Annotated in this window: 22 protein-coding genes; 10 read left to right on the top strand and 12 right to left on the bottom strand. The window is 63.6% G+C overall.

The window, feature by feature from the left end; translation table 11 throughout:
- The first annotated feature begins 88 nt into the window (after nt 1-88).
- Genes JHX88_RS02135 through JHX88_RS02125 form a run of 3 tightly spaced genes read left to right on the top strand, consistent with a single transcriptional unit; the run spans nt 89 to nt 3,003 of the window.
- Nucleotides 89-1,132, top strand: coding sequence for a TRAP transporter substrate-binding protein (locus JHX88_RS02135; RefSeq protein WP_076522585.1), 1,044 nt, complete (start codon nt 89-91; stop codon nt 1,130-1,132).
- Entirely contained in the window at nt 1,132-1,641 is a 510-nt protein-coding gene (locus tag JHX88_RS02130) for a TRAP transporter small permease (RefSeq protein ID WP_076522584.1), read from the top strand. The genes JHX88_RS02135 and JHX88_RS02130 overlap by 1 nt, the downstream gene beginning before the upstream one ends.
- A gap of 3 nt (nt 1,642-1,644) precedes the next feature.
- Nucleotides 1,645-3,003: a TRAP transporter large permease gene (locus JHX88_RS02125; protein ID WP_076522583.1), complete on the top strand. Its 1,359-nt coding sequence runs from the start codon at nt 1,645-1,647 to the stop codon at nt 3,001-3,003.
- Nucleotides 3,004-3,387: 384 nt separating this feature from the next.
- Here the strand turns inward: JHX88_RS02125 and JHX88_RS02120 are convergent, their stop codons facing one another.
- Nucleotides 3,388-4,611, bottom strand: a complete 1,224-nt coding sequence (locus JHX88_RS02120; RefSeq protein ID WP_076522582.1) for a UbiH/UbiF/VisC/COQ6 family ubiquinone biosynthesis hydroxylase — start codon at nt 4,609-4,611, stop codon at nt 3,388-3,390.
- A 44-nt stretch (nt 4,612-4,655) separates the two neighbouring features.
- On the bottom strand, nt 4,656-5,513 hold the full coding sequence (locus tag JHX88_RS02115; protein ID WP_076522581.1) for an SDR family oxidoreductase: 858 nt from the start codon (nt 5,511-5,513) through the stop codon (nt 4,656-4,658).
- 92 nt (nt 5,514-5,605) lie between these two features.
- Here JHX88_RS02115 and JHX88_RS02110 point away from each other — a divergent pair, with 92 nt between their 5' ends.
- The 3 genes from JHX88_RS02110 (at nt 5,606) to JHX88_RS02100 (ending at nt 8,566) form a co-directional block, all read left to right on the top strand.
- Entirely contained in the window at nt 5,606-7,090 is a 1,485-nt protein-coding gene (locus tag JHX88_RS02110; RefSeq protein ID WP_076522580.1) for an AMP nucleosidase, read from the top strand.
- Nucleotides 7,091-7,239: 149 nt separating this feature from the next.
- A complete protein-coding gene (locus JHX88_RS02105) occupies nt 7,240-7,539 on the top strand; it encodes an HU family DNA-binding protein (protein ID WP_076522579.1) in 300 nt (99 codons plus the stop codon).
- Between the two features lie 124 nt (nt 7,540-7,663).
- Nucleotides 7,664-8,566, top strand: coding sequence for a DMT family transporter (locus JHX88_RS02100; protein WP_076522578.1), 903 nt, complete (start codon nt 7,664-7,666; stop codon nt 8,564-8,566).
- A gap of 106 nt (nt 8,567-8,672) precedes the next feature.
- On the opposite strand, the gene JHX88_RS02095 is transcribed toward JHX88_RS02100, so the two are convergent.
- The 3 genes from JHX88_RS02095 to JHX88_RS02085 all read right to left on the bottom strand — a co-directional run bounded on the left by JHX88_RS02095 (nt 8,673) and on the right by JHX88_RS02085 (nt 12,516).
- Nucleotides 8,673-9,455, bottom strand: a complete 783-nt coding sequence (locus JHX88_RS02095; protein WP_076522577.1) for an inositol monophosphatase family protein — start codon at nt 9,453-9,455, stop codon at nt 8,673-8,675.
- The gene (locus JHX88_RS02090) at nt 9,442-10,803 is read right to left on the bottom strand and encodes a TldD/PmbA family protein (RefSeq protein ID WP_076522576.1); all 1,362 of its coding nucleotides are present in this window, start codon (nt 10,801-10,803) and stop codon (nt 9,442-9,444) included. The genes JHX88_RS02095 and JHX88_RS02090 overlap by 14 nt, the downstream gene beginning before the upstream one ends.
- Before the next feature lie 102 nt (nt 10,804-10,905).
- Nucleotides 10,906-12,516, bottom strand: coding sequence for a DUF2125 domain-containing protein (locus JHX88_RS02085; RefSeq protein WP_076522575.1), 1,611 nt, complete (start codon nt 12,514-12,516; stop codon nt 10,906-10,908).
- Nucleotides 12,517-12,589: 73 nt separating this feature from the next.
- Between JHX88_RS02085 and JHX88_RS02080 the strand changes: the two genes are divergently transcribed.
- Nucleotides 12,590-13,210: an enoyl-CoA hydratase/isomerase family protein gene (locus tag JHX88_RS02080; protein WP_076522574.1), complete on the top strand. Its 621-nt coding sequence runs from the start codon at nt 12,590-12,592 to the stop codon at nt 13,208-13,210.
- Here the strand turns inward: JHX88_RS02080 and JHX88_RS02075 are convergent.
- The 4 genes from JHX88_RS02075 to JHX88_RS02060 form a co-directional block, all read right to left on the bottom strand.
- Nucleotides 13,201-13,542, bottom strand: coding sequence for a DUF2853 family protein (locus JHX88_RS02075; protein WP_076522573.1), 342 nt, complete (start codon nt 13,540-13,542; stop codon nt 13,201-13,203). The genes JHX88_RS02080 and JHX88_RS02075 overlap by 10 nt on opposite strands.
- A gap of 87 nt (nt 13,543-13,629) precedes the next feature.
- A complete protein-coding gene (locus tag JHX88_RS02070) occupies nt 13,630-14,922 on the bottom strand; it encodes a TRAP transporter large permease (protein WP_076522572.1) in 1,293 nt (430 codons plus the stop codon).
- A complete protein-coding gene (locus JHX88_RS02065) occupies nt 14,915-15,409 on the bottom strand; it encodes a TRAP transporter small permease (protein ID WP_076522571.1) in 495 nt (164 codons plus the stop codon). Before JHX88_RS02065 ends, JHX88_RS02070 begins: the two co-directional genes overlap by 8 nt.
- Before the next feature lie 92 nt (nt 15,410-15,501).
- Nucleotides 15,502-16,467 (bottom strand): TRAP transporter substrate-binding protein, encoded by a 966-nt coding sequence (locus tag JHX88_RS02060; protein ID WP_076522570.1) that lies wholly within the window; start codon nt 16,465-16,467, stop codon nt 15,502-15,504.
- A 290-nt stretch (nt 16,468-16,757) separates the two neighbouring features.
- On the opposite strand from JHX88_RS02060, the gene JHX88_RS02055 reads away from it, so the two are divergent.
- From JHX88_RS02055 to JHX88_RS02045, 3 genes are read left to right on the top strand one after another with little or no spacing between them, the layout of a single operon-like run.
- Nucleotides 16,758-17,522 (top strand): amino acid ABC transporter substrate-binding protein, encoded by a 765-nt coding sequence (locus JHX88_RS02055; protein ID WP_076522943.1) that lies wholly within the window; start codon nt 16,758-16,760, stop codon nt 17,520-17,522.
- Nucleotides 17,522-18,196, top strand: a complete 675-nt coding sequence (locus JHX88_RS02050) for an amino acid ABC transporter permease (RefSeq protein WP_076522569.1) — start codon at nt 17,522-17,524, stop codon at nt 18,194-18,196. The genes JHX88_RS02055 and JHX88_RS02050 overlap by 1 nt, the downstream gene beginning before the upstream one ends.
- A complete protein-coding gene (locus JHX88_RS02045; protein WP_076522568.1) occupies nt 18,193-18,933 on the top strand; it encodes an amino acid ABC transporter ATP-binding protein in 741 nt (246 codons plus the stop codon). Before JHX88_RS02050 ends, JHX88_RS02045 begins: the two co-directional genes overlap by 4 nt.
- A 241-nt stretch (nt 18,934-19,174) precedes the next feature.
- Here the strand turns inward: JHX88_RS02045 and JHX88_RS02040 are convergent, their stop codons facing one another.
- The 3 genes from JHX88_RS02040 to JHX88_RS02030 all read right to left on the bottom strand — a co-directional run bounded on the left by JHX88_RS02040 (nt 19,175) and on the right by JHX88_RS02030 (nt 21,507).
- Nucleotides 19,175-19,762, bottom strand: a complete 588-nt coding sequence (locus JHX88_RS02040) for an ATP-binding cassette domain-containing protein (RefSeq protein ID WP_076522567.1) — start codon at nt 19,760-19,762, stop codon at nt 19,175-19,177.
- The gene (locus JHX88_RS02035) at nt 19,752-20,465 is read right to left on the bottom strand and encodes an ABC transporter permease (RefSeq protein WP_084202796.1); all 714 of its coding nucleotides are present in this window, start codon (nt 20,463-20,465) and stop codon (nt 19,752-19,754) included. Before JHX88_RS02035 ends, JHX88_RS02040 begins: the two co-directional genes overlap by 11 nt.
- 61 nt (nt 20,466-20,526) lie before the next feature.
- The gene (locus JHX88_RS02030; RefSeq protein ID WP_076522565.1) at nt 20,527-21,507 is read right to left on the bottom strand and encodes an ABC transporter substrate-binding protein; all 981 of its coding nucleotides are present in this window, start codon (nt 21,505-21,507) and stop codon (nt 20,527-20,529) included.
- Nucleotides 21,508-21,665: the final 158 nt, after the last annotated feature.

The raw sequence follows: 21,665 nt of genomic DNA, 5'->3' as shown, positions 1-21,665 counted from the left end.
AAATTGTCTTTATCGGCGAGGGATGGCTATAGTCCAAGGTGATCCATTCTCCCTCGACGGGTCTGGATCGCAACGAAAGGGAGGAAAGATGAAACGCAGAACCGTACTTGGCGGGCTGGCTGCCGGTGCCGCCGTGATGACCGGGGCCGGACGGGCGCTGGCACAGGAATTCACCTTCAAGCTGCACCAGCCGCTGAGCGCGAATGCCTCGGCACAGGTCAACATGCTCGAACCCTGGGCGAAGGCCGTGGAGGAAAACTCCGGCGGTCGCGTCAAGATCGAGATCTTTCCTTCCATGACGCTTGGCGGACGCCCGCCCGAATTGATCCAGCAGGTGCGCGATGGCGTGGTCGATCTGATCTGGACCGTGAACGGCTACACGCCGGGCCTGTTCCCGCGCAGCGAGGCCTTCGAGTTGCCGACCGTCTACAAGAACGATCCGGTTGCAACGAATCTCGCCATGCATGACATGTTCGAAAGCGACCTGAAAGAGGACTACAAGGGCGTCGAGGTGATGTTCCTGCATGTTCATGCGGGACAGGCGCTGCAAATGCGCGACAAGGAAGTGCGCAGCCCCGGCGACACCGCAGGAACCAAGCTGCGGATTCCCACGCGCACCGGTGCGTGGGTCATCGAATCCCTTGGCGCCGCACCGACCGCGATGCCGGTTCCCGAACTGCCGACCGCCCTGCAAAAAGGCGTGGTGGACGGAGCGCTGATCCCGTGGGAGATCATCCCACCGCTGAAAATCCAGGATCAGACGGAATACCAGATCGAGCTTAACAACCAGGAACGCTTCGGCAATACCACCTTCCAGGTAGCGATGAACCAGGCTCGTTGGGACAGTCTGCCCGACGATATCAAGCAGGCATTCCGGGATGCGTCGAATCGCGACTGGTGGGCGAAGGTCGGCGAGATCTGGCGCAAGGCCGATGATGATGGTCTCAAGATCGCGGTGGATTCGGGCAATACCTATATCGCCCTGTCCGAGGAAGAGACCGAGACCTTCCGGCAGGCAATGGCCCCGGTCGTCGATCGCTGGATCGAAGAGGTCTCTGACAGCGGTATCGACGGTGCGGGCCTTGTCGAGAAAGCCCGCGGATTGATCGCCGAGAACGCCGGAGCCCAGTGATGGCGCTGGATCTGAAACTGGGCCGCAGCGGGTTTCCCGGTGCGGTCGCCGCCGCTGCGACCTTGTGGGCGCTTGCAGGCGGCATGGTCCTGCTTGCGGTCGTGCTGATCAATTTCTTCTCGGTCATCGGCGGCGTCGTCTGGAAGCCCTTCCCCGGCGATTTCGAATTGACCGAGATCGGGGTCGCCGTCGCCGCCTTCAGCTTTCTGCCCTACACCCAGATCACCGGCGCCAATGTCACGGCGGATATCTTCACCGCCAGGGCCAGTCCGCGCACCATCGCGGCCTTCACCTGTCTGGCCGCACTGATCGCGGTGCTGTTTGCCGGCTTTCTGACATGGCGGATGTATTTCGGCCTGCTCGATCAGAAGGCCTATAACTACACCAGCGCCATCCTGCAGATTCCGCTCTGGTGGGGCTTCGTACCGATCCTGATTTCCCTTGTGTTGCTGGCCTTGGCCGCCATCGTCACCTTCCTTGAAAACACGCGCATATTCGCCGGGACCTGACGCATGACCGATCCGATCACCCTTGGCGTCATCGCGCTGATCGTCCTTGTCGCCCTGATCGCGATCCGCATTCCAATCGCCTACGCGATGATCCTGGTGGGCGGGATCGGCGTGACCATGATGGATGGTCCGGCGCTGATGCTGAGCCAGCTCAAGACGCTCGCCTATGGGCAGTTCTCGATCTACGATCTTTCGGTCGTGCCGATGTTCGTCCTGATGGGCGCATTGGCCTCACGTGCGGGGCTGTCGCGGGCACTGTTCCGCGCTGCCAATGCATGGCTCGGCCGGATGCCGGGTGGAACCGCGATGGCCTCGATTGCAAGCTGCGCCGGGTTCGGCGCGGTCTGCGGATCCTCACTGGCGACGGCGGTGACCATGGGGCGCGTCGCCCTGCCGGAACTGTCGCGCTACAAATATTCCGGCGCGCTTGCCACCGGATCGCTGGCGGCCGGAGGGGTGCTTGGAATCCTCATACCGCCTTCGGTCGTGCTGATCGTCTATGCCGTCATCGTCGAGGCCAGCATCGTTGACATGTTCGCCGCCGCCCTGCTGCCCGGCATTCTTGCAGTAATCCTGTTTTTGCTGACCATCGCGATCTATGTCGCGATCAATCCCAAGGCCGGCCCGGCGCATGGCGGTGTCGAGCCGGGCGAGTTCCGCGAGGCAACCATCGGGGTGATCCCGGTGCTGCTGATCTTCGGGATCGTGCTGGGCGGGATCTATGCGGGGCTGTACACGCCGACGCCCGCCGCCGCGATCGGAGTTGTCATGGTCTGGCTCTACGGTGCGGTAACACGCCAGATCCGCATCGGCGAACTGATTGAATCCCTTAAGGAAACGGCAAGCACGACCGGCATGATCTACCTGATCCTGCTAGGCGCCGAGATGATGAAAATCTTCATGAGCCGCGCCGGACTGCCACAGGCCACGGCAGAATGGATCATCAATTCGGGCCATGCGCCGATGACGGTGATGATCCTGCTGCTGGTCGGCCTGATCGCCCTGGGCTGCCTGATGGACAGCCTGTCGATGATCCTGCTGGTCATCCCGTTCTTCTGGCCGGTCCTGTCCGAACTGAATGGCGGCATCTACCAGGCCGCCGATGGCGCAGCCTTTGGCATGTCCACCGAAGACCTGAAAATATGGTTCGGAATCATAGCTTTGATCGTGGTCGAGCTGGGCCTCATCACGCCGCCGGTCGGCATGAATGTCTTCGTCATCTCGGCGCTGGCCAAGGATGTGCCGATGTCCGACACATTCAAGGGCGTGATGCCCTTCTTCCTCGCCGAACTCGTCCGGGTCGTGCTGATCCTGTTATTCCCGGCGCTGACGCTATGGTTACCGATGCTGGTCCGGGGCTAGACGCGACGCCTCTGGACAGAAGACGCAACAGCAGCGCGCGCTGCAAAGGCACAGTGACGCAACAGCCGCTCAGTTTTCCCAGTAAATGCTGGGTTTTCGGCTGCACAAGCTGTGCACAACATGTACACAGCGCGTACACAGCCTGTACACAGGTAGCGCGCGTTGCACTGTAAATTGCGGCGATTTGCGAGGGTCACATGACACGCCAGGCAGCGTCTGGAAACGAAACCGCCCAAGTCAGTACGAAAAACATACTAACCAAATTGCACATGCCAGCCCGCCCTTTCTTCTTCATGCAAATATCCTCTGGGGGTCCGGGGGGCGAAGCGCCCCCGGCCATCGCGGGACGCAAGCCCATCCGGCCCGAGGGCACCCTGACAGATCCTATAACGACTGCCCCGCCAGCAATCTCGGCATCGGGTCCACGGACAGCCCGGCGGCCTGCCGCATGAAGCGCCGGCGAAGTCCCGGCAGGGCGGTGACGGCCCCCATGCCCGCGCCCCGCAAGCCGCTCAGCAGCGGGTTGCCGCTGGCGAACAGGTGGTTCACGGCATCCATCTCAAGGGCAAGGCTGGTCGCGTCGAAACGCCGCCATTGCTGGTACCGCTCCAGCACATCTTCGGCGCCGATATCCTCGCCACGCCGGGCCGCCTCGACCAATGTCTGGGCCAGCGCCGCGACATCGCGCAGTCCGAGATTGAGCCCCTGCCCGGCAACCGGATGCACGCCATGCGCCGCATCGCCGACAAGGGCGACACGCGGTGCGGCATAGGCTTCGGCCAGCGACAGGCTGAGCGGATAGGAAAAGCGCTGACCGGCGAGGGAAATTTTGCCGAGGAAATCGCCAAAGCGGGGCCGCAGCACCTGCAGGAACTCTGCATCCGGCAGGGCCTTGATGGCAGCGGCATTGGCTTCGGTCTCCGACCAGACCACGCTGCTGCGATTGCCGGGCAGCGGCAGGATCGCCAGCGGTCCGGTCGCCATGAAATACTGATGCGCGATGCCCTCATGCGGCAAGTCGTGGTCGATCGCCGCCACCAGCGCCGTCTGGCCGTAATCCCATCCGCGCCGCGTGATCCCGGCACGCTCTGCCACGCCCGAGCCGCGCCCATCCGCGCCGATCAGCAGGCGCGCCGTGACCAGCCGCCCATCCGACAGTTCTGCCGTAACATGCGCCGCCCCGACCTGTTGGCCGATCACCGAGACCCCCGGCATATGCGTCACCTGCCCGTCCATCGCGGATAGCAAGGCGCGATACAGGAAGCGGTCCTCTAGCATGAAGCCGACCGGACCTTCCTCGATCTCGGCACTGTCGAAATGCAGGAAGAAGCGGGCGGCACCTTCGCCGGGTTGTCCCTGGGAGGCCTTGACCTGGTGGATCGGCTGGCACTTGTCGGCCAGGTCTCCCCACATGCCGAGCGCCTTCAGCAGCCGCTGCGACGCCACGGCGAGGGCGTAGGCGCGGCCATCGAAGGCCTCTGCCGATCTTGCATCGGCGGGGCGGGGATCGACCACGGCCACGCGCATCCCGGCCCCGGCAAGGGCCAGCGCCAATGTCGGGCCGTTCAGCCCGCCGCCCGCGATGAGAATGTCGAAATCCGTGGTCATGACGCGCAATCATGCATGTGGCGGCGGCAATGGCAATGCGGCAATCACTCCTCCGCCTCGGCCTTCAGGATCGCCGCAAGGGCGCTGCGGTAATCCGGGTATTTCAGCGTGATCCCCAGGTCGCGCTTGATCCGCGCGTTCGAGACGCGCTTGCTGTCGGAATAGAAAGAGCGGGCCATGGGCCCCAGATCGGCCTCTTCGAAATCGACAGCCGGGGGGGCCGGCATGTCCAGCATCCGCGCGGCGCAGGCAATGATATCCTGCGGCGGCGCCGGATCGTCGTCGCAAAGGTTATAGACCGCCCCCGGCGCGGGCGCATCGATGGAGGCCATCAGGATTCGCGCGATATCCTCGACATGGATGCGGGAAAAGACCTGCCCCGGCTTGACAATCCGCCGTGCCGTGCCACCTCGCAGCTTGGCGAAGGGGCCGCGGCCGGGACCGTATATCCCGGCCAGCCGGAAGATATGCAGGGGCAGGTCATGCGCGGCGGCCAATGCCTGCCATGCCTGTTCGGCCCGCACCCGGCTGCGCCCCCGCGCAGTGGAGGGGTCCAGATCGCTTGTCTCGTCCACCCATCCGCCATTGCGGTCCCCGTAGACCCCGGTGGTGGACAGATAGCCCAGCCAGTGCGGGCGCGCCCGGCCCAGTTCTTCGGCGAAAGCCGCCAGGACCGGGTCGCCTACTTCCGTCGGGGCGGCAGAGACCAGGATCGCATCGGCGCGCGCGATGGCGCGGCGAATATCGTCCTCTTGCCCCGGCCAGAGCAGGGCGTCGGCCCCTGCTCTGGCCACGCGCTCGGGGTGGTTGCGGGTGGTGCCGGTGACGCGCCAGCCTCGTGCAATAGCAAGGCGCGTCAGGTAACCGGCGGTGTAGCCATGACCGAATATCAGCATTTCCATGACGGCAAGGTAACCATCCGGGCGCGCCTGCGCCAGATGCTTGCGTGTCGCGCATGGTGCAGGCAGGGTAACGGTAAAGAAGGAAAGAACAGATGGATACGGATTCGCGTTTTCTGCCGGTCGAGACACCGCCCATGGGCCCCCGCGAGCAGTTCACCGACCCTGCCGCAGCAGCAGCCCGCCTGTGCGAGTTGTATGACGAGGCAACGGGATTCCTGCTGGATCATTTCACCCGGCTTCTGGCAGGCGAGCAACCGCAGGCGCGGTATCGTGCCTTCTATCCCGAGCTGCGCCTGACCGTCACCAGCCACAGCAAGATCGATTCACGGCTGTCATTCGGGCATGTCGCCGAGCCCGGCATCTATGCCGCCACGATCACCCGGCCCGACCTGTTCCGGACCTACCTGACCGAGCAGATCGGCCTGCTGATGCGCAATCACGGCGTTCCCGTCAGCGTCGGGGTCAGCGAGACGCCGATGCCGGTGCATTTCGCCGTCGCCACGCAGAACGACCTGAACGTGCCGCAGGAAGGCGTGCTGACATTCTCGCTGCGCGATGTGTTCGACGTGCCCGAGCTGAACACGATGAACGACGATATCGTGAACGGGGTCGCCGCGCCGATGCCCGATGGCAGCCAGCACCTGGCGGCCTTCACCGCGCAGCGCATCGATTATTCGCTGGCGCGGCTGCAGCATTACACCGCCACCGCGGCCGAGCATTTCCAGAATTTCGTCCTGTTCACCAATTACCAGTTCTACGTGGACGAGTTCGAGGCCTTCGCCCGCCGGGCGCTAGCCGATCCCCTGCTTGGATACGACTCCTTCGTCGCCCCCGGCAACCAGGAGATCAGCGAGCCGGATGCCCCCCTGACCCCGCTGGCGAAGATGCCGCAGATGCCGACCTATCACCTCAAGCGGGCCAATTCGCAGGGGATCACGCTGGTCAATATCGGGGTCGGCCCGTCCAACGCGAAAACCGCGACGGATCATATCGCCGTGCTGCGCCCGCATGCCTGGCTGATGGTCGGGCATTGCGCGGGGCTGCGCAATTCGCAGAGCCTCGGCGATTTCGTCCTCGCCCATGCCTATCTGCGCGAGGATCACGTGCTGGACGACGATCTGCCGGTCTGGGTGCCGATCCCGCCGCTGGCCGAGGTGCAGGTGGCCCTGCAAGAGGCTGTGGCCGAGGTCACCAGGCTGGACGGTTACGAGCTCAAGCGGATCATGCGCACCGGCACCGTCGCCACGATCGACAACCGCAACTGGGAGCTGCGCGATCATTCCGGCCCGGTCCATCGCCTGTCGCTGTCGCGCGCAGTCGCGCTGGACATGGAGAGTGCCACCATCGCCGCCAATGGCTTTCGCTTCCGGGTGCCTTACGGCACGTTGCTCTGCGTCAGCGACAAGCCGCTGCATGGCGAGCTGAAGCTGCCCGGCATGGCCACGGATTTCTATCGCACACAGGTCGCCAACCACCTGCTGATCGGAATCCGGGCGATGGAGAAGCTTCGCGAGATGCCTCTGGAACGCATACATTCGCGTAAATTGCGGTCATTCAGCGAAACAGCATTCCTTTGACCTAACGTCAACTTGACTATTTTGCGCTGGTTTACCCATGTTTTGCGAAAAAGGCTTGATCTGCCGGTCAAAACCGTGTGTAGCAAGCTTTATGCCGAAAAAGGCGCAAAATTGTTAGTGCGCGAAACAGGGCGAGAGGAGACAGATATATGGCAACGCCTTCCGCAAAACCGATGACGAAAACGCAGCTCGTGGCGGTTCTGGCCGAAGAATTGGGTTCGGACAAGAAATCTGCTGCCGCGGCTCTGGATGCGATCTCTGCGGTCGTGACCCGTGAAGTCGCCAATGGCGGCGCAGTCACACTGCCGGGGATCGGCAAGATCGCCTGCCGCGCTCGTCCCGAGCGTCAGGTCCGCAACCCGCAGACCCAGGAAATGATGACCAAGCCGGCTGACAAGCAGGTCAAGGTGACCGTCGCCAAGGCTCTGAAGGACAGCGTCAACAGCTGATCCTGCTCAGGAATGCGAATGCAAAGGGTCGTGCCCGACAGGGCGCGGCCCTTTTCCTTTCCGCCCTTCCGGTCACCGCCGCCTTCTGCTAGCGGTCTTGCATCATCTGCATGAAAGGCGGTCCATGGATATTCGCGCGATCCTGATGGGGGTGAGCTTCGCAGTCATGTGGGCTTCGGCTTTCACGACCACACGGATGATCGTCACCGAGGCTCCTCCGCTTCTGGCGCTTTCCCTGCGCTTCGCCCTGTCCGGCGTCATCGGGATCGCGATCGGCCTTGCAATGGGGCAAACCTGGCGCAAGCTCAGCCGATTTCAGTGGCGCGCGGTGATCGTGCTGGGGCTGTGCCAGAACGCGCTCTACCTGGGGCTCAACTGGGTGGCCATGCAATGGATCGAGGCGGGGCTTGCCTCGATCATCGCGGCAACCATGCCGTTGATGGTCGCGGCGATGGGCTGGATCTTCATGGGCGAAAGGCTGCGCCCGCTCGGTTACGGCGGGCTGTGCCTTGGCCTGGTCGGCGTGGCGATCATCATGGGAGCGCGCCTGCAGGGCGGCAGCGATCCGATCGGCATCGCCATGGGCTTTGTCGCGGCGCTGGCACTGGCCATCGCCACCCTCTCGGTCCGAGGGGCCAGTTCCGGCGGCAACGTGATGATGATCGTCGGGCTGCAGATGCTGGTCGGTGCCGCCACACTCGCACTCGTCGCACCGTTTTTCGAGACTTGGAATGTGGCGGTTAGCGGACGGCTCGCCTGGGCCTTCATCTATACCGTCCTTGTGCCGGGACTGGCGGCAACATGGATCTGGTTCCTGCTCGTCCAGCGCATCGGCGCGGTTCGCGCCGCCACCTTCCATTTCCTGTCGCCCTTCTTCGGCGTCGCCATCGGGGCGCTGGTCCTTGGCGAAAAGCTGGGGTTCAGCGACGTGATCGGTGTCGGCATCATCATGGCAGGCATCCTTGCGGTGCAGCTGTCCAAGGCCCCCGCGACGATACCCCCGGTGAGGCGGCCACCGCCTGCATAGATGGGCGGGCACGGCCCCGGCACGCTTCCCTTCTTCTTCATCGAAATATCCCACGGGGGTCCGGGGGTGTGAAACCCCCGGCCATCGCGGGACGCAAATCACCTGCTCACGGCTTCAGCCGCTCCAATATCTGCCCGTGCAGCCGGTCTCCGGCGACGATCAGGCCATCGACCATGGCGCGCTGGCTGTTGAAGCGCATCCGCTCGCCGCGCCGGTCGGTGACGGCAGCACCGGCCCGTTCCGCAATCAGGCTGCCTGCCGCGATATCCCATTCCCATGCCGCCCGCAGCGAAAGTGCGGCGTCGAACCTGCCCTCGGCGGCGAGGCATAGCCGCCAGGCCAGCGAGGGGCGGAATTCGCGGCGGAATGGCGGGACCTGTTCGTCGCGCCAATGCCCAGGCTCGGAAACGGCGCGATAGGTCAGCACGGAGGCGCCGTCGATATCGGCCTGCGCGGGCGTTATCGGCTGACCGTTTCGCTGCGCCGGGCCATCGGCGAAGGCTGTATAGGTGATGTCACGGACCGGCAGATGGACGACCGCGGCCACGATCCGGTCGCCATCCGTCACGGCGAGGGAATGAGAGAAACCTTCCTGCCCGGCGATGAAGGCGCGCGTGCCGTCGATCGGGTCGATGATGAAGCAATGCTGCGCGTCCAGCCGCGACGGGTCCGCCTCGCTTTCCTCGGACAGCCACCCATAGCCCGGCCGGGCGGCCATCAGGCTCGCCTGCAACTCGTCGTTCACGGCCAGGTCGGCCTCGGTGACGGGACCGGCATCTCCACCCTTGTCCCATGAGCGCGGATCACGCCGCCAGAAACCGAGCGCGATCCGCCCCACCCGCCGCGCGGCATCGACCAAAAGCTCCAGATCGGCCTCAGGCGCCGGCAACGGTCATGCCCTCCACCAGCAGGCTGGGAACCTCGATGCCGCGCCATGGCAGCGCGTCATTCCCCGCGATCAGCGTCATCAGCATGTCGCGCAGGTTGCCCGCGATGGTGCATTCATTCACCGGATAGGCGATGCGCCCGTTCTCGACCCAGAAACCCGCCGCCCCGCGTGAATAATCCCCGGTCGTGCCATTGATCGAGGCACCCAGCATGGATGTCACGATCAGCCCGCGCCCCATATCGGCGATCATCTGTTCCTGCGTCTGCGTGCCGGGTGTCAGGATGACATTGCTGTTCACCGGAGAGGGCGGCGATGTCAGCCCGCGCGCGGCAGAGGCGGTGCTTTCCATATCCAGCTTGCGCCCAGTGGCCAGATCCAGCGTCCAGCCCTGCAATATCCCCCCCGAGACGATCTCGCGCCTGCGGGTGGCCAGCCCCTCGGCGTCGAAGGGGCGCGAGGATGGATAGCGGATGCGCAGCGGGTCTTCGATCAGGTCCATGCCGAGGGGCAGGACCGCCTCGCCCATCTCCTTGCGCAGCCAACTTGCGCCGCGCGCGATTGCGCCTCCGTTCACTGCCGCCAACAAATGAGCGATCAGCGAAGAGGCAATCCGGCGATCATAAAGGATCGGGAACGCCCCGGTCGGCGGCTTCCTAGAACCGGCGCGGGCTAATGTGCGTTCGGCGGCAAGCGCGCCGATCTCTTCGGGATCGGGAAGATCCTCTGCCCAGCTTCGGGATTCGGCGGCATAGTCGCGCTCCATCCCCAGCCCCTCGCCGGTGATGGCGACGGTCGAGATGACATGGGTGCTGCGGCCGTAACCGCCCGAGAACCCGTTCGAGGCCGCCAGCCACATATGGCGGTTGCTGAATGCCGCGCTGGCGGCTTCGACCTGGCTGATGCCCTTGGCGGCCATTGCCGCCGCCTCGGCACGCAGGGCCGTCTCCTGCAGGGCTTCGGGGGCCGGATCGGGCTGGTCGTCCAGCACCTGCAATCCCCCCGCATCACGTTTCTCCGCCAGTTGATCCGGCTCGGCCAGTCCAAGCGTATCATCGACCGGGGCCTCGCGCGCCATGGCCACACCGCGCTCGGCCAGTTCGGCGATGGTCGCCTCGCCATGATCCGAAGCCGAGACACAGGCCTGGCGCCCGCCGATCAGGACACGCAGCCCGATCTCGATCCCTTCCGCGCGCTCGGCCTGTTCCAATGCGCCGCCGCGGACATCTATGCTGACCGAGCGGCCCTGCATGGCCAGGGCATCGGCCTGATCGGCGCCGGCACGCCGGGCTGCTTCGACCAGTCCCTCGGCCAGCTTTTTCAGATCGGTTTTCGCAGCATCGCCGCTCATGCCTGTCCTCCGACTATGGCCCCACCGTCCCGCAGCGCCGGAAGTGGAGTGAACGAAAAAGGCCGGGCGGGTCGCCCGGCCCTGTGCCTTACGGCTGCATTGTTATTGCACTTGCTGACCATTGGCAAAGATCGAGCCGTCTTCCTTGAACTCGAGCTTGGTCTGCATCTGGTCGGGATTGCCCTCGACCGGCTTGGCGAACATCGCGATCATCATGCGCGCGCCCATCAGCTGCTCTTGCGGGACTAGTCCGATCGATACCAGCTTTTCGAGCAGCGCGTTGACGCCGGTGAATTCGCCCTCGACAATGCCGACCGGCTGCTGCGCGCCCTGCGGGATCGTCAGGTCGCCGGTCACGTTGGCATCCACTCCGACAGCCTGAAGCGTGACGGCGTTGATCTTGACCGATTGCGGCTCGAACGGCATCTCGGGCGAGGCGGGCATATCGGCACCATCAGCGGTCGCGCCCTGATCCGCGCCGTCAGCAGTCGGATCCTGATCGGAGCTCTCCTCGGCCATACCGGCCATTTCTTCACCGAAGGCCGGGTCGAACAGATCGCCCTTCATCAGGGCCTCGCCCGCCACGTCGATCTTCAGGTTAGCCGGATCGCGCGGCAATTCCTGACCCGGATCGAACAGGTTCCAGATCCCGTCAGCCAGCGTCAGGCCCACGAGCTCGTAATTGAGCGAGAATGGCTGAGCATCCTCCGACTTGCTGATCGGGAAGGTCAGTGCACCCGCGGCGCTTTCGACGGCATAAGCGATCGGGAAAGGCAGTTGATCGACCGTCACCTCGACCTCGGTCCCCTGCGATGTCCCCTCATAGGACATGCCGTCCTTGGACATGGCGAATGTAAGATCGCCGCCCCCGGAGGTGAACTTGCCGCTTCCGGATTGCGAGCCCCCGTCAGCATCGGTTCCCTCGAAGGTCGCGTTGCCCGTCATCTCGCCCATCTCGAGCGTGCCATCGGCCAGGAACCCGGCATTCAGCGCGAGATCGATCCGTTCCGCCATGTTCTCCACGCCTGCGGGCAGGACTGTCTGACCGGAGGTGGTGATGCCATCGATATGCATCTGCCCCGCGAATTTGCCTTGGCCCTGGCTTTCGCCTTCCGAGGGCGGCTCGTTCACGTTCAGCTCCAGGTCCATCCCTGCGGCTGTCATGTCATAGGTGATATTCTGATCGTCGCCCTGCACAGTGCGATATTGTCCGGTGAGATCGGTCAATGTCGCGGTAAACGGAACTTCGCCCCCATTCGCATTCTCATCGCCGAGGCGAACCACGGTCTCAAGGCTGGGATAGTTGAACTCGTGCAACATGTCTTCGACCGTGCCCGAGGACAGCATCTCGTTGTCGGGCGCGACGAGAACCACGTTGAACTCCATCGGTTCTTCGTCAGGAACTTGGGTCAGCGACTCGATGGTGAGCTCTCCATCCATCACCGAGCGCACCTTGGCATCGCCCGTCTGCTCCAACGTCAGTGTCGGAATCGTGATTGTCGTATCGACCTGCTCGGTCTCGGACGTGGCGACAACATCCGAAAGGGTCAGCGTGCTACCGGCATCGTCCGTCGAGCCGATAGTTACCTGATATCCCATGTCGGTATAATAACTTTCCAGGTTCTCCCAGACCTGGGCCGGGGTGAGATCTGCCAGAACGGGGCCCGCGCCCACGATCAGTGCGATAGCGGAGCTTGCAAGGGTGCGACGCATGCTAATACCTTTCGTCAAGAATAACTCAGGGCAGTTTCTGACATAGCCCGAAGGCAAGGGGAAGGGAACATTCGTGATACAATCGGAGTCTGAAGAAGATATTGCCCTGTTGACCATCGATCGTCCGGACAAGGCCAACTCGCTGACCGGGCAAATGCTACGCGATCTGACGAAACGTCTGGACGACCTGGCGGAATCGGGCTGCCGGGCACTGATCCTGACCGGAACGGGAAAGGTCTTTTCCGCCGGGGCGGATCTGGCAGAGGCCAGGGCCGGGCTGGCCAAATCCCCGGAATGGGAGCGGCTCTCGGCGCGCATGGCCTCGATGCCCTGCCTCACCATCGCGGCACTGAACGGCACGCTGGCGGGCGGAGCCTTCGGGATGGCTCTGGCCTGCGATCTGCGCCTGGCGGTGCCGGAGGCGAAATTCTTCTATCCGGTGATGAAGCTGGGTTTCCTGCCGCAGCCGAGCGATCCGCCCCGCATGGCGGCACTTGTGGGCCCGTCACGGGCAAAGATGATCCTGATGGGAGGCGCAAAGATCGAAGCGCCCGAGGCTCTTGCCTGGGGCCTGATCGACCGGATCGTTCCGGCAGAAGAGCTGATCGCCGCGGCACGGGAACTGGCAGAGGACAGCAGGGCCGCTTCGCCGGATCACGTGGCGGCGATCAAGGCAATGATCGATCAGCCATAGGCCGATTGCTTGCCGAAATGCTTGCACAGCATGTAATAGATGACCGGGCGGTACTTGTTGCGGTTCGACCGCCCGTATTTGTCGATGATCGAATTGATCGCTTCCATCAATTGCGGGCCGTCTGCCAATCCCAGCTTCTTCATCAGGTAATTCTTGCGAACCCGGTCCAGCTCCGCGTCATCGCTCGAGGCAATGGTCTCGGCATCGGCATTGTAGATCGACGGGCCGCAGCCGATGGTGACCTTGGTCAGCAGGTCCATATCCGGCGTTTCGCCCAGCTTGTCCTTGATGTCTTGTGCATATTTGGCGATCAGATCGTCACGTCTACTCATTTTCACTCCCCCGTTTGGTTGATATTGGACACATGGAGGATGCGGCGCTGCGCGGCATTTGGCAACCGCCTACGAAACCGGCGCGATTCAGCCCCGCGAGAACCCGCCAAGCGCGGGCAGCCAGGTAGACAGGGCCGGCACGAAGGTCAGGATCAGCAACACCGCGATGGCCGCCATGAAGAAGGGCGGCAATTCACGGATCAGATCGGACGGGCGCTGCTTGGTGGCCGAGGCGACAACAAAGATCAGCCCGCCGACCGGGGGCGTGATCAGGCCGAAGGTCAGGTTGACGATGACAATGATCGCGAAATGATCGGCGGCGATTCCGAGGCTGTGGGCTATGGGCGCGAGGATTGGAACAAGGATCATCACGCCGGGCAAGGGGTCCATGAACATGCCGAAAGCCAGCAGAAGCAGGTTGACCATCAACAGGAAGGCCATGGGCGACAGTTCCATGGCGATCACCGCATCGGCCATGGCCTGCGGCACGCCCTCGATGATCAGCACCCAGGCAAAGGCCCGCGCGGCAGCCAGAATCATCAGCACCGCGACCGACATGATGCCCGCGCGCCAGAACGCTCCCCACAGGTCGCGCAGGGTAAAGCCGCGATAGACCACCGCGCTGACGACGATGGCATAGGCGACGGCAATGACCGAGGCCTCGGTGGGCGTGAAGACCCCTCCCCTTATGCCGCCCACGATCAGCACCACCAGGAAAAGCGCCGGAAAGGCCGTCAGCGTGTTGCGGATCATCTGTGCAACCGGCGGACGGGGCTCGGCGCTGCGATAGCCGCGCTTGCGGCTGATCCACCAGTTGACCCCGGCCATCGCGCCCGAGATCAGCAGCCCCGGCAGGATCCCGGCCATGAAAAGCGAACCGACCGACACGTTCCGATCCTGCAGCGCATAGATGATCATGGTGATCGAGGGTGGAATGATCGGCCCGACGACCGAGGTGGCGATGGTCAGCGCCCCGGCATAGGCGCGGGAATAGCCGCCCTTCTCCATCATCCGGACCATCATCGCTCCCGGCCCCGCCGCATCGGCCAGCGCCGAACCCGAGATCCCCGCGAAGAGCGTCGAGGTCAGGACATTGGTATAGCCCAGTCCGCCGCGCAGATGCCCGACAAATTGCGAGGCAAAGCGCAGCAGCATCACGGAGATTGCCCCCGCCGACATGATCTCGGCAGCGAGGATAAAGAAGGGCACGGCCAGCAGCGGGAAACTGTCCAGACCGGTGAACATCTCCTTGACCACGACTACCAATGGATATTGCCCGGTGATGATGACGGCAGCGAATGCAGCCAATGCCAGCGCGAAGGCGACCGGCACCCCCGCCAGCATCAGGATCAGGAAGGCGGCAACCAGGATCTCAACCACGGGCGGCCTCGTCGGTGTATGAAAACCCGGCCCGCAGGTAACGCGGGGCAATCAGCGCGAGATGGACGATCATCAGGGCGAAACCGGCTGGCATGGCCGCATAAACCCATTTCATCGGCAACCGAAGCGCCGCAGATTTCTGGATCGCCATGCGGTTCATGTAGTCGATCCCCACCCAGACCATGAAGGCGAAGAAGCCGAACAGGAGCAGCAGGATCATCCATCGCAGCCAATACTGGGCGGGGCCGGGAAGCGCCTCTTGCGCATTGCTGATGGCGACATGCGCACCCTCGCGCAGCGCCAGTCCGCTGCCGAGAAAGGTCAGCCAGATCATCGTGTAGCGCGCCACCTCGTCGGCCCAGGGCAGGGAATTCGCCCAGAGATAGCGGGCCGAGACATTCCAGCCGACGACCACCGCCATTAGCGCCAGACCGGCGATGACGGCGGTGCCGTTCAGCAGGATGAAGGCGCGTTCGATCCGGCGCATCGGTCAGGCGACGGATCGCGTCCCGCGACGGCCGGGGGCGCCGCCCCCGGACCCCCGGGATATTTCCATGAAGAAGAAGCGCATATCGCTGCTCATTCGGCCGCCTGGATGCGGTCCATCAGGTCCTTGCCGAACTGCTCCTCATAGGTCTTGTAGGGTTCGGCCAGCGCGTCGCGGAAGGCGGCTTTCTGTTCCGCGGAGAGCTCGTTCACCTCCATGCCCTGCTCTTTCAGCGTGGCAACGCCCGATTCCTCGACCTCGTCCACATAGCCGCGCATCGCGGTGACCGCATCGGTAGCGGCTGCCTCGAAAGCGGCTTTCTGATCGTCGTCCAATTCACCCCACAACTGCGGCGAGATCAGGATGACGGCGGGCGAATAGACATGCCCGTCCAGCGTCAGATAGGTCTGCACCTCGCTCAGCTTGGCCGAGACGATCACCGAAAGCGGATTCTCCTGCCCGTCGATCGCGCCTTGCTGTAGGGCACCGATCACCTCGGGCCAGGCCATCGGAGTGGGCGCGGCGCCGAGCGCTTCGAAGGCCTCGATATGTACCGGGTTCTCCATGGTGCGGATCTTCAGCCCATCGGTATCTGCAGGAGCCGCGATCGGGCCGCGATTATTGGTGATATGCCGGAAGCCCTGTTCGCCCCATGCCAGCGCATGCAGCCCGGCATCGTCGAACTTGGCCAGCATTTCCTGCCCGATCTCTCCATCCAGGACACCTCGGGCATGATCGAGGCTGCTGAACAGGAAAGGCACGTCGAACACGCCGGATTCCGGCACGAAATTCGACAGGGTGCCGGTCGACACGATGGTCATCTCGACCGTACCGAGCTGCACCCCCTCGACCACCTCGCGCTCGCCGCCGAGGCCCGAGGACGGGAAATGCCGGAAGCTGAACTGATCGCCCAGGGCAGCGGTCAGCGATTCCTCGAATGCCTTGGCCGCGACGCCATAATGACTGTCTTCAGCGAGCGCATAGCCGATCTTGATTTCTTCGGCGGCGACGGGTGCGGCGATGGCGGCCAGGAATGCGGCAGAATAGAGTTGTTTCATGTGATGGTCCTCCCTCTTTGGCGCGGAGTTTGCGCGACCTGACGCGCGAGCGCAATCACCTGTTGAGGAAAGATCGGATCGGGCCGCGACCGGGACCGCGTTCTTCCTGCAACAGCTTTGCCGCCACACGACAGAACGATATCACCCTCACCCAGCCAGTATACGGAAATTTTTCTGCTTCCCCCCGCCTGCCGTCAATGCGATCCTTATTTCCGGCGACCGGTCCCGTTGATATTGTGGTCGTCACCGAAAGGCCCGATCTAGTCAGCCGAACCATGAAGGAGTCCATCATGCGCAAGACCATTCTTTCGGCGATCCTTGCCCTTGGGGCATTCACCGCCCCCGCCCTGTCCGAGACGATCCGCGTCGGCATGTCCGGCGGCTATTTCCCCTTCACCTTCACCCGCGCCGACGAGTTGCAAGGTTTCGAGGTCGATCTCATGCGCGCCATCGCCGAGGAAACCGGCGACGAGGTCGAGTTCGTCACCATGTCCTTCTCGGGCCTGATCGGCGCGCTGGATTCAGGCCGGATCGACACGGTCGCGAACCAGATCACCATCACCCCGGATCGCGAGGCTAAATTCGTCTTTACCCAGCCCTATGTCTATGACGGCGCACAGGTCGTGGTGAAGGCAGGCAACGAGGACGAGATCACCGGCCCCGAAAGCCTCAAGGGACGCTCGGTCGCGGTAAACCTGGGCTCGAATTTCGAGGAATTGCTGCGCAACCTGCCCTATGCGGACGAGATCGACATCCGCACCTATGAATCGAATATCGAACAGGACACGGCGCTTGGCCGCGTCGATGCCTTCGTGATGGACCGCGTGTCCTCGGCGCAGGTCATCAAGGAAAGCCCGTTGCCGCTGGCGCTGGCCGGACAGCCCTTCGACGAGATCCGCAACGCGCTGCCCTTCCGCGACGACGAAGCTGGAAACGCCCTGCGCGACCGCGTCGATGCCGCGATCACCACGCTGAAGGAGAACGGGACGCTGGCCGAAATTTCCGAGAAATGGCTGGATGCGGACGTGACCAAGCCGCTGGCTGAAGCCGACTGATGCGGCCCCTGGACATCGCCTATATGTGGGACCTCGTGCCGGTGATCGCCGGCTATGTCCCGCTGACCCTGTTCATGGCGCTGGTCTCGATGGTGGCGGCTCTGGTTCTGGCGGCGCTGCTGGCCATCGTGCGGGTGCTGAAGATACCCGTGCTGGACCGGGTCGTGGCGGTGTTCATCAGCTTTTTCCGGGGCACGCCGCTGCTGGTGCAGCTGTTCCTGTTCTATTACGGGCTGCCCCAGATGCTGACCTTCCTGACCACCATCGACGGGGTGACGGCGGCGATCTTCGGGCTGACCATGCATTTCTCGGCCTATATGGCCGAAAGCATCCGCGGCGCGATCCTTGGCGTCGACCGCAGCCAATGGGAGGCCGCACAGTCCATCGGCATGACCCAGAGTCAGCTCTTGCGGCGGATCGTCCTGCCGCAGGCGGCACGCACCGCCGCGCCGACCCTGATGAACTATTTCATCGACATGATCAAAGGCACCTCGCTGGCCTTCACCCTCGGCGTGACCGAGATGATGGGCGCCGCCCAGAAAGAGGCGGCGGGCAGCTTCCTGTACCTGGAGGCATTCCTTGTCGTGGCGCTGTTCTACTGGGCCATTGTCGAGACTCTCTCGGTCGGCCAGCGCCGCATGGAACGGCATCTTGGAAAGGCGGTGGCGCGATGAGCTGCGAGATCGATATCGCCGGGCTGGTCAAGCGTTTTGGCGGCAACACGGTGCTGAACGGCATCGACCTGTGCCTGAAACCGGGCGAGCGCGTGGCGATCATCGGCCCATCGGGGACCGGCAAATCGACGCTTCTGCGCTGCCTGAATTTCCTCGATCCTCCCGACGAGGGGCGGATCACGATCGGCGACCTGTCGGTCGATGCGGCAAGGGTCAGCAAGGCCGACATGCTGGCGCTACGGCGGCGGACCGGCTTTGTCTTTCAGAACTATGCGCTTTTCGCCAACAAGACCGCCCGCGACAATATCATGGAGGGGCTGACCACGGTCCGGAACTGGCCCAAACCCAGGGCCGAAGAGCGCGCCCGCGAGATCCTGCAGCAGATCGGCCTTGGGGATCGCGGCGACAGCTATCCCTCGGCGCTGTCGGGCGGGCAGCAGCAGCGCGTGGGGATCGGCCGTGCGATGGCGCTGGATGCCGAGCTGATGCTGTTCGACGAACCGACAAGCGCGCTGGACCCCGAATGGGTGGGCGAGGTCCTGGATCTGATCCGCCGCATCGCGGATGGCCGCCAGACCATGCTGATCGTCACGCATGAGATGCAGTTCGCCCGCGAGATCGCCGACCGGATCGTGTTCATGGAGGGAGGCCGGATCGTCGAGCAGGGGCCGCCCGCGCAGATATTCGGCAATGCACAGGATGAACGCACCCGCGCCTTCCTGCGCCGCGTAGGCTGACCGGCGGATCACCGGTTTCCGAAAGGAAGGCCCGCAAGCTGTCGCCATCCGCGACAATCCATCGCAGTTTTCCACGCAACGCACGCTGGCTGTGTACGCTCTGTGTACGTTCTGTGCACGCGTGGTGTACGGGTTGTGCAGCCGAAATCCCAGCATTTGCTGTGTCAAGCCGCGTGGATGTTGCGTCCGGCACAAGGGCGCAACGCACGGTGGTGTTGCGCGACGATCCCTCGCCCGCCCTCTAGTCTTGCAGCACCGCCGGACTACCGCCCAATTGTACCGGCCTCGCCCCAAGCTTCGCCGGTTCGCCGGTATCATGGGTGACAAGCAGCAACCCGGCCCCGCTGCGCTCCAACAGGTCCATGGTCAACCCGATCATCCGCGAAGCCGTATCGGCGTCCAGACTCGCAAATGGTTCATCCATAAGCAGAATATCGGGCTGCGCGGCAAAGGCGCGGGCCAGTGCGAGGCGGCGTTGCTGCCCCAGCGACATCTGGCGCGGGAACTGTTCCTCGCGCCCCGACAACCCGACCAGAGCCATCAGTTCACGCGCCGCCTCGCCATCGCAGCCGGCTGGAATCGTGATGTTTTCCAATGCTCTGCGCCAAGGCAGCAAGGTCGGCTCCTGGAACACAACCGCCAGCCGGTCATCCCCTGACAGGCTCCCGCTGAATTCATCGTCCAGCCCCGCGACGATCCGCAGAAGCGTCGATTTACCGATCCCCGACGGCCCGAGGACCGCGATACGCTGGCCCCGCCCGATCTCCAGCGTCAGGGGGCCCAGGACCTCGCGTCCGGCGAAGGATTTCCCTTTCAGATCAATCCTCATCGCGTCTCCAGCGATTGGCGCGAGCCTCCCATGGCCGCAGCACGAACATGTCGATCGCCAGCATCACCGCGACGAATGCCAGTGCCCAGGCCAGCACGCCGGTCACGTCGAAATTCGAGAACAGCAGATGGATCTTGAAGCCGACACCATTCGAGCGGCCAAGGAACTCCACCACCAGAACAATCTTCCATATCAAAGAGATACCCGCCCGCGCCGCAGAGGCAACATGCGGCGCGAGCTGCGGCAGCACCACGTGGCGAAAGCGGTCGAGCGACGACATGTGAAAGGCCCGCGCCATGTCGTCCAGATCGGGGCGCAATGCACGCGTTCCCTCGCGGATCATCACGATCACCAGCGGGATCTTGTTCAGTGCGACAGCCGCCACCGCCGCCACCTCGTTAAGCCCGATCCAGATATAGGCGAGCACGATAATGACCAGCGCAGGCATGTTCAGCGCGATCACCAGCCCCGGGTTCAACCAGTGATCCGCACCGCGCGACCTGCCCATCCACAGCCCCAGGATCAAGCCAACCGCCATCGCCAGAACAAAGCTCGCCAGCACCCGAAACAGCGTCATACCGGCATGAAACCAGAGATCGCCCGAGGCAGCGATCTGCCCGATCCGGGCGGCGACGCTCCATGGTGCGGGCATGGTCCGGGGACTGTCCGACCAGATCGCCACGAGTGTCCACAGCAACAGCATCGCCACAAGCGACAAAAGCCCCGGCACCGTGCCGGGGCTTTGCCATGGATATCGTCGCGCCCTACTCACCCGACCAGAACAGCCCTTCGGGCAGTTCGGTCAAACCGCCGGTCAGCTCTTCGCCGCCCAGATCCGCCATGATCGAGAACATCCTCTGCGCATTCCCCCGGTCCACATCCCCCTGTGGCGGGATGCCTGCGTGCCAACCCTCGCGAAGCGCTTCGAACTCGGCATCATCGGCGGCATTCATGATCGGCCTGATGTCTTCCCAGACAGCGTCATCACCGGCCAGCAATTCCTTGGCCTGCCGCGACGCGGTTGCCAACCCCTGCGCCAGTTCCGGATGCTCCTCGATCCAGGAATCGCGCAGCACGTAACCCAAAAGCGGTGTCGTCGGGTCCAGTCCCAGATCGGCCGCGGCCTTTGAGACGCTGATTACCTCGCGCATTCCCCCGGCTTTCATCTTGGCCAGGTAATGCCAGAAATTCACCGCTCCGGCGATTTCCCCTGTCTCGGCGGCATTCCGGATCACCGGCGGCGCGCCAAAGACCTGCCCGGTCACATCGGTAAGATCCTCTCCGTTCTGCTGCCGGTTCCAGGCCCGCAGGATCAGCCAACTCTTGTCGACAGGCCCGCCCGCGATGCCGATCTTTTGCCCCTCGAGATCGGCGAGATCCTGAACATCGCTATCCTTTGGCACAACCAGCCCGCCCACGGCGGTCGAATAGGGAAGGAAGGTGAAATCCGCACCCGAAGCACGCTGCCGCGCCACCCAAAGCCAGTCCGAAACGATCGAATCGACCTCGCCGCCCTGCATCGCGATCTGGGTGGCCGGGTTTCCCGCCAGGGACACCACTTCCAGCTTGAACCCGTTCTCGCGATCAAGCCTCTGTTCGAGAATCGTCTGCAATTCCCAGTTGACCGTGCCGTTCTCCAATGTGCCGATGCTGATCACCGGGGGCTCCGCAAGGGCGGGAAAAACGGCCGCAATAAGGGCCAAGGTCGCGCATAAGGCCGCAATCCCTCTGCGGATCGTGCTCATGAAGGTCCTCCTGGATGCGATGTCAGCGTGACATGGCCGGCAATCGGTCACAATAGCACCGAAGTCTTAGCTTCGGGCTTGCGTTGTCTACAAGCCGCCCTACAATCGGTTATGGAGGTGCGGATACTGTTGGGGGGCGGTGCCGCGAAGACGCCATT

It is taken from the genome of Paracoccus saliphilus, assembly GCF_028553805.1.
Taxonomy (GTDB): domain Bacteria; phylum Pseudomonadota; class Alphaproteobacteria; order Rhodobacterales; family Rhodobacteraceae; genus Paracoccus; species Paracoccus saliphilus.
Note: the sequence above shows the minus strand (reverse complement) of the source record. Positions and strands in the feature narration are given on the sequence as shown.

What these genes read in the sequence shown, in the direction of transcription:
- JHX88_RS02090 (WP_076522576.1), bottom strand. Translation starts at nt 10,803, where the DNA reads ATGAGCGGCGATGCTGCGAAAACCGATCTGAAAAAGCTGGCCGAGGGA.
- JHX88_RS02050 (WP_076522569.1), top strand. Translation starts at nt 17,522, where the DNA reads ATGCGGCCCCTGGACATCGCCTATATGTGGGACCTCGTGCCGGTGATC.
- JHX88_RS02055 (WP_076522943.1), top strand. Translation starts at nt 16,758, where the DNA reads ATGCGCAAGACCATTCTTTCGGCGATCCTTGCCCTTGGGGCATTCACC.
- JHX88_RS02100 (WP_076522578.1), top strand. Translation starts at nt 7,664, where the DNA reads ATGGATATTCGCGCGATCCTGATGGGGGTGAGCTTCGCAGTCATGTGG.
- JHX88_RS02105 (WP_076522579.1), top strand. Translation starts at nt 7,240, where the DNA reads ATGGCAACGCCTTCCGCAAAACCGATGACGAAAACGCAGCTCGTGGCG.
- JHX88_RS02060 (WP_076522570.1), bottom strand. Translation starts at nt 16,467, where the DNA reads ATGAAACAACTCTATTCTGCCGCATTCCTGGCCGCCATCGCCGCACCC.
- JHX88_RS02075 (WP_076522573.1), bottom strand. Translation starts at nt 13,542, where the DNA reads ATGAGTAGACGTGACGATCTGATCGCCAAATATGCACAAGACATCAAG.
- JHX88_RS02065 (WP_076522571.1), bottom strand. Translation starts at nt 15,409, where the DNA reads ATGCGCCGGATCGAACGCGCCTTCATCCTGCTGAACGGCACCGCCGTC.
- JHX88_RS02125 (WP_076522583.1), top strand. Translation starts at nt 1,645, where the DNA reads ATGACCGATCCGATCACCCTTGGCGTCATCGCGCTGATCGTCCTTGTC.
- JHX88_RS02135 (WP_076522585.1), top strand. Translation starts at nt 89, where the DNA reads ATGAAACGCAGAACCGTACTTGGCGGGCTGGCTGCCGGTGCCGCCGTG.
- JHX88_RS02085 (WP_076522575.1), bottom strand. Translation starts at nt 12,516, where the DNA reads ATGCGTCGCACCCTTGCAAGCTCCGCTATCGCACTGATCGTGGGCGCG.
- JHX88_RS02130 (WP_076522584.1), top strand. Translation starts at nt 1,132, where the DNA reads ATGGCGCTGGATCTGAAACTGGGCCGCAGCGGGTTTCCCGGTGCGGTC.
- JHX88_RS02115 (WP_076522581.1), bottom strand. Translation starts at nt 5,513, where the DNA reads ATGGAAATGCTGATATTCGGTCATGGCTACACCGCCGGTTACCTGACG.
- JHX88_RS02030 (WP_076522565.1), bottom strand. Translation starts at nt 21,507, where the DNA reads ATGAGCACGATCCGCAGAGGGATTGCGGCCTTATGCGCGACCTTGGCC.
- JHX88_RS02045 (WP_076522568.1), top strand. Translation starts at nt 18,193, where the DNA reads ATGAGCTGCGAGATCGATATCGCCGGGCTGGTCAAGCGTTTTGGCGGC.
- JHX88_RS02110 (WP_076522580.1), top strand. Translation starts at nt 5,606, where the DNA reads ATGGATACGGATTCGCGTTTTCTGCCGGTCGAGACACCGCCCATGGGC.
- JHX88_RS02120 (WP_076522582.1), bottom strand. Translation starts at nt 4,611, where the DNA reads ATGACCACGGATTTCGACATTCTCATCGCGGGCGGCGGGCTGAACGGC.
- JHX88_RS02040 (WP_076522567.1), bottom strand. Translation starts at nt 19,762, where the DNA reads ATGAGGATTGATCTGAAAGGGAAATCCTTCGCCGGACGCGAGGTCCTG.
- JHX88_RS02035 (WP_084202796.1), bottom strand. Translation starts at nt 20,465, where the DNA reads ATGCTGTTGCTGTGGACACTCGTGGCGATCTGGTCGGACAGTCCCCGG.